We start from the raw sequence: 12544 nt of genomic DNA on the forward strand, positions 1-12544 counted from the left end.
TCAGTCTTTACCGATGGAATAAATAAACTTGCCGATCAACTCTTCCAGCACCAGAGCGGACTGGGTATCGGCGATCATGTCACCATCCTTGAGCATGCCGATGCCCATGTCCTCATCGGCAAAGCCGGGGGTAATACCCAGATACTGCTCGCCCAGCAGGCCGGAAGTCAGAATGGCGGCGGTACTGCTCTCGGCAAACTCGCCGGCGTCCCTGTTCACCGCCAGGGTCACCACCGGCACCTGGCTTTCTGCATCCAGGCTGATGCCGGCCACCCGGCCCACCACCACACCGCCCACCTTGACGGGAGAGCGTACCTTGAGGCCACCGATATTGTCGAAACGGGCATACAGGGTATAGGTTTCGCCCTGGCCGTTGACACTGACACCGGCCACCTTGAACGCCAGCAGCAGCAGAGCCCCGATGCCGGCCAGCATAAAGCAGCCGACGCTGAATTCCAGTTTGCTGTATTTCATTATCCCTTACCCGAACATGATGGCGGTGAGCACGAAGTCGAGCCCCAGCACCGCCAGAGAAGAATGAACCACGGTGCGCGTGGTCGCCTGACTGATGCCCGCCGCCGTGGGTCTGGCATCAAAGCCATTGAACAGGGCAATCCAGGTCACCACCAGGGCAAACACCAGGCTCTTGATAAAGCCCTGCATAATGTCTTCCTGCCAGTCCACCGCCGCCTGCATGGCAGACCAGAAACCGCCCTCGTCCACCCCCAGCCAGTCTACCCCCACCAGCTTGGCACCCCAGATACCAATCATATTAAAGAGAAAGGCCAGCAGGGGCATACTGATAAAACCGGCCCAGAACCGGGGGGCCACCACCCGCCGCAGTGGATCCACTCCCATCATTTCCAGACTGGAGAGCTGCTCGGTGGCCTTCATCAGACCCAGTTCGGCAGTCAGTGCCGAACCGGCCCGGCCGGCAAACAGCAGGGCGGTAACCACAGGTCCCAGCTCCCGCAGCAACGACAGCGAGACCAGCGGCCCCAGACTGCCTTCGGCACCGAAGTCCACCAGTACGTTGTAGCCCTGCAGGGCCAGCACCATGCCGATAAACATGCCCGATACCAGAATGATCAGCACCGATTGTACGCCGACCACATGCAACTGCTGCACCAGCAGCGGAAAGTGCTTTTTCGGCTCGGGCCGCCCTACCAGAGCATGCATCAGCATGATGGCGGCCCGTCCCAGCGCGGTGAGGCCGGACACCCCCTGCCGGCCCAGCCGGCCAATTCCGTCAATCAGCATATGCCAGTGACTCCCTGTAGTCCGGTGCGGGATAATGAAAGGCCACGGGGCCATCGGCGTTTCCACGCAGAAACTGGATCACCTGAGGGTCCTGATGGGCTTTCAGCTCTTCAGGGGTGCCGGCCGCAATCACCTTTTTATTGGCGATGATGTAGGCATAGTCGGCGATGGTCATTACCTCGTCCACATCGTGGGTCACCACGATGGAGGTCAGCTGCTGGGCCCGGTTGAGTTCGGAAATCAGCTTCACCAGCACCCCCATGCTGATGGGATCCTGACCGGCAAAGGGCTCGTCATACATGATCAGCTCCGGATCCAGCGCGATGCTGCGGGCCAGGGCCGCACGCCGGGCCATGCCGCCGGACAGTTCGGACGGGAACAGCTGCGCCGCGCCCCGCAGCCCTACCGCTTCCAGCTTCATCATCACCAGGGTGTGAATGATGGCTTCCGGCAGGCCGCTGTGCTCACGCAACGGAAAGGCCACATTGTCGAACACCGACAGGCCGGTAAAGAGGGCACCGCTCTGAAACAGCATGCCCATGCGCCGGCGCACTTCATAGAGCCGGTTGCGCCCCAGAGAAGGGATGGACTCGCCGTCAAACAGCACCTCGCCGCTGTCGGGCTTTATCTGGCCACCGATCAGGCGCAGCAGCGTGGTTTTGCCGATGCCACTGGGCCCCATAATGGCGGTGATCTTTCCGCGCGGAATGGCCATGCTGATGCCCTCATAAAGAGTGCGATCACCATGGCTGAAGCAAAGATCCCTTATCTCGACAAGGCTTTGGCTCACATTGTGTCCCCGCAAAAAAGAAAAGATTGTATGGGTTCGGCCGAATATCGGCAACCGCATGATACCGAATTTGCGCCACCCGCTGACCCGCCGCGACAGTCGCGGTCTCAGGGCATTGTGCCGGTCGCTTCTCGGCCCGGGCTTTTCTATAATGGCGCGGCCTTAGTGTGGAGAAAGCCATGTCAGCAGAATTTGATTATCGTACCACCGCCCAACGCGTCCTCGATATTGAAAAGGCGGCCCTGGACGGCCTTTATCAATATTTGGATGAGTCTTTTAACCGTGCCTGCCGGTTGATGTTTGAATGTCACGGCAAGGTGATAGTGACCGGCATGGGCAAGTCAGGCCACATCGCCAACAAGATCGCCGCCACTCTGGCCAGCACCGGTACGCCGGCCTTTTATGTGCACCCGGGGGAAGCCAGCCACGGTGATCTGGGCATGATCGACAGCAAGGACGTGGTGCTGGCCCTGTCCAATTCGGGCGAAAGTGAAGAGATCATCGCCCTACTGCCGGTGCTCAAGCGCCGTGGCCTTCGGCTGATTTGCATGACCGGCAAGCCCGAGTCCACCATGGCCCGGGAAGCGGACGTGCACCTGTGCACCCGGGTCGAGCAGGAAGCATGCCCGCTGGGGCTGGCGCCCACCGCCAGCACCACCGCCACCCTGGCCATGGGCGACGCCCTGGCGGTGGCGCTGCTGGAAGCCCGCGGCTTTACCGCCGATGACTTTGCCCTCAGCCATCCCGGTGGCGCCCTGGGCAAACGGCTGCTGCTGCGGGTGGCAGATATCATGCACAAGGAAGAGCGGGTTCCCAGAGTGGGCCTGGACACCCTGATCATAGAGGCACTGCTGGAAATCGGTCGCAGCGGCATGGGCTTTACCGCCGTGGTCGACGCCGAAGGCCGGCTGGCCGGCATCTATACTGACGGTGATCTGCGCCGCACTCTGGATCACAAGATAGATGTGCACAACACTCGCATCGCTCAGGTAATGACCCGCAGCTGCACCACAGTGCCTGCCGGCATGCTGGCGGCAGAGGCGGTCAAACTGATGGAAGAGAAAAAAATCAGCGGCCTGCTGGTGCTGGATGACGAACAGCGCCCGATCGGCGCCTTTAACATGCACGATTTGCTGCGCGCGGGAGTAATCTGATGACAGTACAAACCCTGTACGGTGCCGTGACCAGGGAGGTCTGGCGGCAACTGAAAGACATTCGCCTGCTGATCTGCGATGTGGACGGCGTGCTCTCCGACGGCATGATCTACCTGGGCAACGAAGGCGAGGAATACAAGAGCTTTTGCACCCGGGACGGCTTTGGCATCAAGGCCATTCTTAACGCCGGCATCGAGGTGGCGGTGATCACCGGGCGCAGTTCACGCATCGTCAATGACCGTATGACCGCCCTGGGCGTGCACCATATTTATCAGGGTCAGAGTGACAAGATGCAAAGCTATGGTGAACTGCTCGCACAGCTCGATCTCGTGCCTGCTCAGGTAGCCTATATCGGTGATGACGTGGTGGACCTGCCGGTGATGCAGGACTGCGGCCTGGGGGTGGCGGTGGCCGATGCGCACCCGCTGGTACTGCAACGGGCCGGCTACACCACCCGCACCATTGGTGGCCGGGGTGCAGTGCGCGAATTTTGTGATCTGTTACTGGACGCCAGGGGACTGCTGGAGCGAGCCGAGGGCATGAGCGTATGAACCGCCAGACCTGGCTGTTTGGCGCCCTGTTTGTGGCGGCCCTGGCCACCTGGCAATGGTTTCGCGACAGCAGTGATACGCCGGCCAGAGAACAGGACTTTCAGCCCGATTTTGTGGCCACCAACCTGACCAGCGTACAGTACAACCGGCTGGGACTGCCCTACAGAGGCATGCAGGCGGCGCATGCCGAGTACTACGAGCCCCTGTCCATGACCCTGATGAAAAAACCTGTTATCTTGCTTTATTCCCCCGACGGCCAGCCCCAGTGGCGGCTGAGCGGGGACGACGGCACCATCAATACCGGCGATAATGCCGTGCTCACCGGCAATGTGGTGGGCAAGGGGCTGCAACCGGATGCCCTGGTGGAAACCCTGACCACCGAATATCTGGAAATGGACTTTATCAACAATCGGCTGCGCTCCAACCAGAGAGTGCGGCTGGAAAGCCCGCAATACCAGGCGGAAGGCATGGGCCTGCGGGGCAGGCTTGATCAACAAACGGTGGAATTACTGAATGAAACCCGGGCAACTTATTTCAATCCTTAGCCTTGGCGGCCTGCTCGGCCTGGGTCAGGTGCAGGCCAAAGACAGCGATTTTCGTCAGCCGGTGACCATAGATGCCGGACGTCAACTGGTGGAGCTGGCCGACAACAAGGTGACCTTCAGTGAACGGGTGGTGGTCAAGCAGGGCAGCATAGACGTGCGCGCCGACGAACTGGTGGTGATCCGCAATGAGCAGGGGCTGCAGTCGATGACTGCCAAAGGCAATCCGGCCACCTACCGGCAGATCCTGAACAACGGCAAGCCGGTGCAGGCCGAAGCGCGGGAAATTCACTACGATATGCGCGCCCGCACCATTACCCTGATTCGGGACGCCGAGCTCAAACAAAACGACAATATCGTGACCGGCTACCGCATTCGCTACTTTATCGACAAGGAGCAGATGGAAGCCGAAAGCCAGGGCGGCAAGGACAGGGTCACCACCATATTCCTGCCCGAACAGGTGCAGGACTTCGACAAGCAGGACAACAACTGAGCATGGCGATACTGAAAGCACGCGGGCTGCAGAAAAGCTACAAGGGCCGCAAGGTGGTGGCCGATGTCAGCCTGACCGTGAACACCGGCCAGATCGTGGGGCTGCTTGGTCCGAACGGCGCCGGCAAGACCACGTCCTTTTACATGATTGTAGGCCTGGTGCAGCGGGATGCCGGCAGCATTACCATAGATGACAAGGACATCAGCCATGAGCCCATGCATGTGCGCGCCCGGGCCGGCATCGGTTATCTGCCTCAGGAGGCGTCCATTTTCCGCCGTCTGAGTGTGGCCGACAACCTGATGGCGGTATTGCAGACCCGCAAGGATCTGAATGCCGACGGCCGTAACGAGAAGATGGAACAGCTGCTGGAAGAGTTCAATATCACCCATATTCGCGACAGCCTGGGCATGAGCCTGTCCGGCGGGGAACGGCGACGGGTGGAGATCGCCCGGGCACTGGCGGCGGATCCGCGTTTTATTCTGCTGGATGAACCCTTTGCCGGTGTGGATCCCATCTCGGTGATCGACATCAAAAAAATTATTCTGCACCTGAAAGATCGGGGACTGGGCGTGCTGATCACCGATCACAATGTGCGCGAAACCCTGGACGTGTGCGAAAAGGCCTATATTGTCAGTCATGGCCATCGCATTGCCGCCGGCACCCCGGCAGAGATACTGGCCAACGAGCAGGTCAAAAAGGTCTATCTCGGCGAACAATTCAGCCTTTGACGGCACCGCTGCGTGCGGTTGATATGGAAGGACGTTTGCACACATGAAGCCTACTCTTCAGTTACGCCTTGGCCAGCAGCTGACCATGACCCCCCAGCTGCAGCAGGCCATTCGTCTGCTGCAGCTGTCCGGCATGGAACTGCAGCAGGAAATCCAGCAGGCGCTGGACAGCAACCCTCTGCTGGAGCAGGAAGAAACCGGCAGCATCAAGGTCGACGACAACCGCAATCAGGAGCAGATGGCCTCGGATACCGCCATGGAGCGCAACCAGCTGTCGGAAGAGCTGCCCATGGACACCAGCTGGGAAGAGGTATACACCGCCTCGCCCGTCAATGGTGGCGCCGGTCTGCCGGAAGGAGTGGAAGATACCGTCTATCAGGGCGAGACCACCGAGAGCCTGCAGGACTATCTGACCTGGCAGATGCACCTGACTCCTTTCAGCGACACCGACCAGGCCATCGCCATGGCCATTATCGATGCCGTGGACGATGCCGGTTACCTCACCGCCGGTATCGATGACCTGCTGTTGGCGGTGTCGGCGGAAGAGCTGGGCATTGATGCCGACGAAGTGGAGGCGGTGCTCAAGCGCATTCAGCATTTCGATCCCATCGGCGTGGCCGCCCGCAGCGTGCAGGAGTGCCTGTGCATTCAGCTGGATCAATTCCCGCCCGAGACTCCCTGGCTGAGTGAGGCCCGTATGGTACTGGGGCAGCATATGGATCTGCTCGGTAACCGGGATTATCGCAGCCTGCAGCGCAAAACCAGACTGAAGGAAGACGAACTCAGGGAAGTGCTGGCGCTGATCCAGCAGCTGGAACCCCGCCCCGGCAGCAGCATCATTCAGGGCAACTCCGAATACGTGATCCCCGATGTGGTGGTCAGCAAGCGTCAGGGGGTCTGGGTGGTAGAGCTCAACCCCGAAGCCATGCCCAGGGTACGGCTCAACCAGACCTATGCCGCACTGGCCAGCAAGCCGAGAAACAGCGAGGACGGCCAGTTTATCCGTAACCATCTGCAGGATGCCAAGTGGTTCCTCAAGAGCCTCGAAAGTCGAAATGAGACCCTGCTCAAGGTTGCCAATTGTATTGTTGAACAACAACAGGCATTCTTTGAGTATGGAGAAGAGGCCATGAAGCCCATGGTGCTGAACCATGTGGCCGAAGCGGTGGAAATGCACGAGTCCACCATTTCGCGGGTGACCACCCAGAAGTTCATGCACACTCCCAGAGGCGTGTTTGAACTCAAGTATTTCTTCTCCAGCCATGTGGGCACCGACGATGGCGGTGAGTGTTCTTCCACGGCAATTCGTGCCCTGATCAAGAAACTGGTCGGGGCGGAAAACCCGGCCAAGCCGCTGAGCGACAGCAAAATCGCCCAGTTGCTGGCCGACCAGGGGATAAAGGTGGCCAGGCGAACCATCGCCAAGTACAGGGAGTCACTGGCCATTCCCCCCTCCAATCAGCGCAAACGCCTGGTTTAAAGGCAACGACAGAAGGAAGACGTTTATGCAAATCAACCTGACCGGACATCATGTCGAAATCACCGATGCACTCCGTGATTATGTAAACAGCAAGTTTTCCCGGCTGGAACGCCACTTTGATCACATCACCAATGCGCACGTCATCCTGAATGTGGAAAAAATGCAGCAGATTGCCGAAGCCAAGCTGCATGTCAGCGGCGGCGAGCTGTTTGCCAACTCCCAGCATGAAAACATGTATGCGGCCATCGACAGCCTCATCGACAAGCTGGATCGTCAGATCATCAAACACAAAGAAAAGCTCAAGCAAAAATAACCATGGAAGTCGCCGACATACTCAGCAGGGACTGCACCCGCAGTGCAGTTCCCTGCACGAGCAAGAAACGTGCTCTGGAAATTATCAGCGAGCTGGCTGCCGAACACCTCGATATCGGCAGCCAGCCGCTTTTTGACTGCCTGCTGGCCCGGGAAAAAATGGGAACGACCGGCATAGGCAACGGCATTGCCATTCCCCATGGCCGCATCGGCAATGACAACAAGGCGACGGCCGTATTGCTGACTTTTGCCGAACCGGTGGAGTTCGACGCCATCGACAACCAGCCGGTCGGCCTGGTGTTTGCCCTGCTGGTGCCGGAGCAGGAGTGCAAACAACACCTTAAAACCCTGTCGCTGATCGCCGAAAAGCTGAGTAATAAACAGGTATGCCGGCAATTGCGCCAGGCGGGCAGCGACGACGAACTCTATCAAATCATGATTTCAGCCTGAGGAAACCAAAATGCAGCTGGTAATCGTCAGTGGTCGTTCCGGATCGGGCAAGACAGTGGCGTTGCGGGTGCTGGAAGATCTCGGCCACTACTGTGTCGACAACCTGCCGGTAGAACTGCTGCCGGAGCTGGTGCGCCTGCGCCGGCACAAGCCCGGTGCCGTGGCGGTGAGCATAGATGTGCGCAACCTGCCCGACAGTCCCGACAAACTGGAAGCCTTTCTGGCCGAGGTCCGGGCCATGGACGACGTTCAGGTTTCCAGCATTTTTATCGATGCCGACAATGCTGTACTCATTCGCCGCTTTGGCGATACCCGCCGGCTGCATCCCCTGTCCCGCCACAGCCTGACCCTGGACGAAGCCATTCGCGAAGAAACCCATCTGCTGGCACCGCTGTCGTCCGATGCGGATCTGCGTATCGACACCTCAAGCTTGAGCATTCACGATCTCAGCGAGATCATTCGCGAGCGCATTCTCGGCAAAAAGGAAAAAGAGCTGAACTGGGTGTTTGAGTCCTTTGGCTACAAGTACGGTGTATCCAAGGACGCCGATTTTGTGTTTGACGCCCGCTTTCTGCCCAACCCTCACTGGGTTGCCGAGCTGCGGCCCTATACCGGCCAGGATCAGCCGGTGGCCGACTATCTGAGCAGCCAGCCCGAGGTGATGAAATATCTGTGGCAGCTGGAGAACCTGCTGATCACCTGGATGCCTCATCTGGAGCGCAACAACCGCAGCTATGTGACCGTGGCCGTTGGCTGCACCGGCGGCCAGCACAGATCCGTGTTTATCGCCGAACAGCTGGCCCGGGTCTTTGCCCAGATGGGCAAGAGTGTGCAACTGCGTCATCGCACCCTGGAAAAACGCCATGCCCAAAATTGAACGCAACCTGAAAATCGTCAACAAGCTGGGCCTGCATGCCCGGGCTGCCATTCAGCTGGTGCAACTGACCCAGCGCTTTGATGCAGAGCTGACCGTCTGCAACCAGCAAAAGGAAGCGCCCGCCAACAGCGTGATGGGCCTGCTGATGCTGGAAACCGCCCAGGGACAGGCCATTCGCGTGGTGGCGGAAGGGCCGGAGGCGGAAGCCGCCATGAACGCCGTGGCCCGGCTGGTGGCGGATCGCTTCAACGAGTCGGAATAATCTTGCGGTAAACACTGAATGACAGAGCCAGCAGAACACACAGGCACCCCGGATCATCTGGAGACCATTACCCAGGCACTGAACAGCGGCATGTTTGTACATGTACGCCGCATGTTGCAGCAAATGCGCTCGGGGGATGTGGCCTGGCTGCTCGAGTCCTCTCCCGCCCCCAGCCGCAAGGTGCTGTGGCAGCTGATCGATCCCGACGATTACGGCGAGATCCTGGAAGAGCTGTCGGAAGAGGTGCGCGACGGCATCATACGGCTGATGGAGCCGGAAAAGCTGGCCAGTGCCCTGGAAGACATGGAGTCGGACGACCTGGCCTATGTGCTGCGGGATCTGCCGGAGCAGCTGTTCAACCAGGTGCTTACCGAAATGGACGAGCAGGACAGGCACAGGGCCGAGCTGGCCCTGTCCTATCCGGAAGACACCGCCGGCTCTCTGATGAACACCGAGTTCATCTCTCTGCGCCCCGACGTCACCATAGACGTGGTGCTGCGCTATTTGCGCCTGCACAACGAGCTGCCGGAGGGCACCGACACCCTCTATGTGGTGGATCAGCACAATCACCTGCTGGGGGACATTTCCCTCGCCAGTCTGGTGGTGCAGTCCCCCACCACCACGGTAGCGGAGGCCATGGACACCACGGTGGAAGCCATTCCCCTGACCATGGCCGATACCGATGTGGCCAACCTGTTTGAACGCCACGACTGGCTGTCGGCGCCGGTCGTCGACGAAAACAACCAGCTGCTGGGACGCATCACCATCGACGACGTGGTCGACATCATTCGCGAGGAAGGCGAGCACTCCATGATGGGCATGGCCAAGATGGATGACGACGAGGACACCTTTGCCCCCGTGCTCACCAGTGCCCGCCGCCGCTCCTTCTGGCTGACCATCAACCTGGGTTCGGCCCTGGTGGCTGCCAGCGTGTCCAATATGTTTGAGGAAACCCTGTCCCAGCTGGCCACCCTGGCGATTCTGATGACCATAGTGCCCTCCATGGGCGGCATTGCCGGCAACCAGACCCTGGCGCTGGTGATCCGCGGCATGGCGGTGGGCCATATCGGCGACAGCAACGCCCGCTGGCTGCTCACCAAGGAGGCCCTGGTGGGTCTGCTCAACGGCATGCTGTGGGCGGTGGCGATATCCGTGGTGGTGGCGTTATGGAAGGGCAGCTGGGAGATTGGTCTGGTGATCGCCGCCGCCATGTTTATCAACCTGTCGGTGGCGGGCCTGGCCGGCGCCAGCATTCCGCTGATCATGAAACGCTTTAATATCGATCCGGCCCTGGCCGGCTCCATGGCCCTGACCACCATTACCGACACCGTCGGCCTGCTGTCGTTTCTGGGGCTGGCCACGCTGATCCTGCTGCACTAAAGCGGAAAGTAGGTTGGCGATGAGCGCAGCGAATCCCAACATCTTGCGGCCTGCTGAATTGTTGGGATTCGTTCCTCATCCCAACCTACGCACTGAATAAGAAAAAGGGGGGGACTGGGGACTGGTGATTAGGGACTTGCTCCCAAACCTCCATTCCCCAGTCCCTAATCCCAAGTCCCCTGCCGTTATTGTCCTGCAATCTTCATATTGTCGATCAGCACGGAGCCGGTATGCAGGCTGGAGCGGGTTTCCACATCGGTGCCAATGGCCTGAATGCCGGCGAACATGGTTTTCAGATTGCCGGCAATGGTGATCTCTTCCACCGGATAGGCAATTTCGCCGTTTTCCACCCAGAAACCGGCGGCGCCGCGGGAATAGTCGCCGGTGACGATATTCACTCCCTGGCCCATCATTTCGGTCACCAGCAGACCGGTACCCATTTGCTTGAGCAGTTCGTCGTGACTCTGGCCGCTGCTGGACACCGTCCAGTTGTGAATGCCGCCGGCATGGCCGGTCACCGGCAGCCCCAGCTTGCGGGCCGAGTAACTGGTCAGCAGGTAGGTCTGCAGCACACCGTTTTCGATAATATTGCGTTCAAGGGTGCGCACGCCTTCGTTGTCAAAGGGCGCACTGGCCAGCCCCTTGTGAAGATGGGGCTGCTCGTGAATGGTGAGCCAGCCGGGAAAAATCTGCTCGCCGCAGGCATCGAGCAGAAAGGACGACTGGCGATACAGGTTGCCGCCGCTGATGGCCATCACCAGATGGCCGAACAGGCCCGCCGCCACATCCGGGTGAAACAGCACCGGGGCCTGGGTGGTGCCAATTTTGCGCCCGCCCAGCCGCCCCAGCGTGCGGCTGACGGCCTCGTCGGCCACCTTTTCAGGCGTCCACAAGTCGTCAAAGCTGCGGGCCGAGGTATAGCCGTATTCCCGCTGCATGTCGCCGTTTTGCTCACCGATAAGCACACAACTCATGCCGTAGCGAGAGCCGGCAAAGCCCTTGATAAAGCCGTGACTGTTGCCGTAGACCCGAATGCCCACATTGGCAGAAAAGCTGGCGCCGTCGGACTGCTTGATACGCTTGTCCCGGCCCAGCGCCGAGCGCTCGCACTGCAGCGCCAGCTCAATGCCTTCTGCCGGCTCCATGGCCCGGGGAAAACACAGCTCAAGTTCGGGGGATTCCCAGGCCAGCTGGTCGGCGTCGGCCAGGCCGGCGTGAGGATCGGCGGTGGTATAGCGGGAAATATCCAGCGCCGCCGCCACGGTGCGGGCAATGGCATCGGGGCGCAGATCCGAGGTGGAGGCCGAACCCTTGCGGCCGTCCCGGTAGACGGCAATGCCGAGAGCACCGTCCTTGTTGAACTCGATGTTCTCCAGCTCGGCATTGCGGGTGTTGACCGACAGTCCGGTCTGCTTGCTGATGGACACCTCTGCCGCGTCGGCACCCAGGCGCTTGGCGCTTTCCAGCGCCTGCTCTACCGCCAGCTCAAGCTGACGCTGTTCGTTGTGAATCTCTTCGGGAGTCATAGTGAATTCGCTGGTTCCGTTTGCCGTTAGCATAACAGACCCCTGCGCCCCTTGGGAGAAGCTGGTAATATATTCACCATCACCGATTTGCAAGAGAAATACCATGCGCCATCACGACGACCAGCCCGATCACGACGACGACATCGAATGGGTCAGTAAAAGCGAAATGAAACGGGAAAGCCAGGCCCTGCAGCAGCTTGGCATGGATCTGGTCAAGCTGAATCCGAGCGAGCTGGCCAAGGTGCCGCTGGATGAGGAGCTGAAGGACGCCATCGCCCTGGCCCACAAGCTGGCCAACAAGCGGGAAGCCCAGCGCCGCCATCTGCAGTTTATCGGCAAGCTGATGCGCAGCCGGGACGTCACCGCCATTCGCGAGGCCCTCAACGCCTTTGATCAGAAAAGCGCCGTGGCCAATGCCCACTTTCACAAACTGGAGCAGTGGCGGGACCGGCTGATCAAGGAAGGCGACAAGGCGGTCAACGATCTGGTGGCCCAGCACCGCCAGCTCGACCGTCAGAAGCTGCGCCAGCTGGCCCGCACCGGCCGCAAGGAGCTGGCTGCCGGCCTGCCCCCCAAGGCCTACCGGGAACTGTTTCAGTACCTGAAGCAAAACCTGGCACCGTAAGCAGACCCATACTACGAAACTACAGCAGGGTTGCACTCCGCCGACACGCTTCGAGCCCATCCTTGGGACGCTCGTCAAATGCCATCCATGGCATTTGACGGTCGGCTCCGGCAA

General features: G+C 59.9%; 16 protein-coding genes. 12 read left to right on the forward strand and 4 right to left on the reverse strand.

Annotation, left to right across the window (positions count from 1 at the left end):
• From mlaD to mlaF, 3 genes are read right to left on the reverse strand one after another with little or no spacing between them, the layout of a single operon-like run.
• Positions 1 to 474 carry an outer membrane lipid asymmetry maintenance protein MlaD gene (mlaD, locus tag DA373_RS03340; protein WP_107850934.1) on the reverse strand — a complete coding sequence of 158 codons (474 nt, stop codon included), beginning with the start codon at positions 472 to 474 and terminating at the stop codon, positions 1 to 3.
• 6 nt (positions 475 to 480) lie between these two features.
• Positions 481 to 1260 carry a lipid asymmetry maintenance ABC transporter permease subunit MlaE gene (gene mlaE / locus DA373_RS03345; RefSeq protein WP_107850935.1) on the reverse strand — a complete coding sequence of 260 codons (780 nt, stop codon included), beginning with the start codon at positions 1258 to 1260 and terminating at the stop codon, positions 481 to 483.
• Positions 1250 to 2050, reverse strand: coding sequence for a phospholipid ABC transporter ATP-binding protein MlaF (gene mlaF, locus DA373_RS03350; RefSeq protein WP_107850936.1), 801 nt, complete (start codon positions 2048 to 2050; stop codon positions 1250 to 1252). Before mlaF ends, mlaE begins: the two co-directional genes overlap by 11 nt.
• 179 nt (positions 2051 to 2229) lie before the next feature.
• Between mlaF and DA373_RS03355 the strand changes: the two genes are divergently transcribed.
• The 11 genes from DA373_RS03355 to mgtE are packed head-to-tail and all read left to right on the forward strand — an operon-like array spanning position 2230 to position 10279.
• On the forward strand, positions 2230 to 3204 hold the full coding sequence (locus tag DA373_RS03355) for a KpsF/GutQ family sugar-phosphate isomerase (RefSeq protein WP_107850937.1): 975 nt from the start codon (positions 2230 to 2232) through the stop codon (positions 3202 to 3204).
• Positions 3201 to 3755, forward strand: a complete 555-nt coding sequence (kdsC, locus tag DA373_RS03360) for a 3-deoxy-manno-octulosonate-8-phosphatase KdsC (RefSeq protein ID WP_198650225.1) — start codon at positions 3201 to 3203, stop codon at positions 3753 to 3755. Before DA373_RS03355 ends, kdsC begins: the two co-directional genes overlap by 4 nt.
• Entirely contained in the window at positions 3752 to 4300 is a 549-nt protein-coding gene (gene lptC, locus DA373_RS03365) for an LPS export ABC transporter periplasmic protein LptC (protein WP_107850939.1), read from the forward strand. The genes kdsC and lptC overlap by 4 nt, the downstream gene beginning before the upstream one ends.
• On the forward strand, positions 4269 to 4790 hold the full coding sequence (gene lptA, locus DA373_RS03370) for a lipopolysaccharide transport periplasmic protein LptA (RefSeq protein WP_107850940.1): 522 nt from the start codon (positions 4269 to 4271) through the stop codon (positions 4788 to 4790). The genes lptC and lptA overlap by 32 nt, the downstream gene beginning before the upstream one ends.
• 2 nt (positions 4791 to 4792) lie before the next feature.
• A complete protein-coding gene (gene lptB / locus DA373_RS03375; RefSeq protein WP_107850941.1) occupies positions 4793 to 5518 on the forward strand; it encodes an LPS export ABC transporter ATP-binding protein in 726 nt (241 codons plus the stop codon).
• 43 nt (positions 5519 to 5561) lie between these two features.
• The gene (locus tag DA373_RS03380; RefSeq protein WP_107850942.1) at positions 5562 to 6998 is read left to right on the forward strand and encodes an RNA polymerase factor sigma-54; all 1437 of its coding nucleotides are present in this window, start codon (positions 5562 to 5564) and stop codon (positions 6996 to 6998) included.
• A 25-nt stretch (positions 6999 to 7023) separates the two neighbouring features.
• A complete protein-coding gene (gene hpf / locus DA373_RS03385) occupies positions 7024 to 7311 on the forward strand; it encodes a ribosome hibernation promoting factor (RefSeq protein WP_107850943.1) in 288 nt (95 codons plus the stop codon).
• Between the two features lie 2 nt (positions 7312 to 7313).
• Positions 7314 to 7760, forward strand: a complete 447-nt coding sequence (gene ptsN / locus DA373_RS03390; RefSeq protein ID WP_107850944.1) for a PTS IIA-like nitrogen regulatory protein PtsN — start codon at positions 7314 to 7316, stop codon at positions 7758 to 7760.
• 10 nt (positions 7761 to 7770) lie between these two features.
• Positions 7771 to 8637, forward strand: coding sequence for an RNase adapter RapZ (gene rapZ / locus DA373_RS03395; protein WP_107850945.1), 867 nt, complete (start codon positions 7771 to 7773; stop codon positions 8635 to 8637).
• Positions 8624 to 8899, forward strand: a complete 276-nt coding sequence (locus DA373_RS03400; protein WP_107850946.1) for an HPr family phosphocarrier protein — start codon at positions 8624 to 8626, stop codon at positions 8897 to 8899. Before rapZ ends, DA373_RS03400 begins: the two co-directional genes overlap by 14 nt.
• Before the next feature lie 18 nt (positions 8900 to 8917).
• On the forward strand, positions 8918 to 10279 hold the full coding sequence (mgtE, locus tag DA373_RS03405) for a magnesium transporter (RefSeq protein ID WP_107850947.1): 1362 nt from the start codon (positions 8918 to 8920) through the stop codon (positions 10277 to 10279).
• A gap of 185 nt (positions 10280 to 10464) precedes the next feature.
• Here mgtE and pmbA read toward each other — a convergent pair whose 3' ends face one another.
• On the reverse strand, positions 10465 to 11805 hold the full coding sequence (pmbA, locus tag DA373_RS03410) for a metalloprotease PmbA (RefSeq protein ID WP_107850948.1): 1341 nt from the start codon (positions 11803 to 11805) through the stop codon (positions 10465 to 10467).
• Between the two features lie 103 nt (positions 11806 to 11908).
• Between pmbA and yjgA the strand changes: the two genes are divergently transcribed.
• On the forward strand, positions 11909 to 12430 hold the full coding sequence (gene yjgA / locus DA373_RS03415) for a ribosome biogenesis factor YjgA (RefSeq protein ID WP_107850949.1): 522 nt from the start codon (positions 11909 to 11911) through the stop codon (positions 12428 to 12430).
• The last annotated feature ends 114 nt before the right edge of the window (positions 12431 to 12544 follow it).

The organism is Oceanimonas marisflavi (assembly GCF_003049725.1).
Classification (GTDB): domain Bacteria; phylum Pseudomonadota; class Gammaproteobacteria; order Enterobacterales; family Aeromonadaceae; genus Oceanimonas; species Oceanimonas marisflavi.

Excerpts from the sequence above, each read along its gene's own strand:
- lptB (WP_107850941.1), top strand. The coding sequence starts at position 4,793 with ATGGCGATACTGAAAGCACGCGGGCTGCAGAAAAGCTACAAGGGCCGC.
- rapZ (WP_107850945.1), top strand. The coding sequence starts at position 7,771 with ATGCAGCTGGTAATCGTCAGTGGTCGTTCCGGATCGGGCAAGACAGTG.
- DA373_RS03355 (WP_107850937.1), top strand. The coding sequence starts at position 2,230 with ATGTCAGCAGAATTTGATTATCGTACCACCGCCCAACGCGTCCTCGAT.
- lptA (WP_107850940.1), top strand. The coding sequence starts at position 4,269 with ATGAAACCCGGGCAACTTATTTCAATCCTTAGCCTTGGCGGCCTGCTC.
- lptC (WP_107850939.1), top strand. The coding sequence starts at position 3,752 with ATGAACCGCCAGACCTGGCTGTTTGGCGCCCTGTTTGTGGCGGCCCTG.
- yjgA (WP_107850949.1), top strand. The coding sequence starts at position 11,909 with ATGCGCCATCACGACGACCAGCCCGATCACGACGACGACATCGAATGG.
- DA373_RS03400 (WP_107850946.1), top strand. The coding sequence starts at position 8,624 with ATGCCCAAAATTGAACGCAACCTGAAAATCGTCAACAAGCTGGGCCTG.
- ptsN (WP_107850944.1), top strand. The coding sequence starts at position 7,314 with ATGGAAGTCGCCGACATACTCAGCAGGGACTGCACCCGCAGTGCAGTT.
- DA373_RS03380 (WP_107850942.1), top strand. The coding sequence starts at position 5,562 with ATGAAGCCTACTCTTCAGTTACGCCTTGGCCAGCAGCTGACCATGACC.
- hpf (WP_107850943.1), top strand. The coding sequence starts at position 7,024 with ATGCAAATCAACCTGACCGGACATCATGTCGAAATCACCGATGCACTC.
- mlaE (WP_107850935.1), bottom strand. The coding sequence starts at position 1,260 with ATGCTGATTGACGGAATTGGCCGGCTGGGCCGGCAGGGGGTGTCCGGC.
- mgtE (WP_107850947.1), top strand. The coding sequence starts at position 8,918 with ATGACAGAGCCAGCAGAACACACAGGCACCCCGGATCATCTGGAGACC.
- mlaD (WP_107850934.1), bottom strand. The coding sequence starts at position 474 with ATGAAATACAGCAAACTGGAATTCAGCGTCGGCTGCTTTATGCTGGCC.
- pmbA (WP_107850948.1), bottom strand. The coding sequence starts at position 11,805 with ATGACTCCCGAAGAGATTCACAACGAACAGCGTCAGCTTGAGCTGGCG.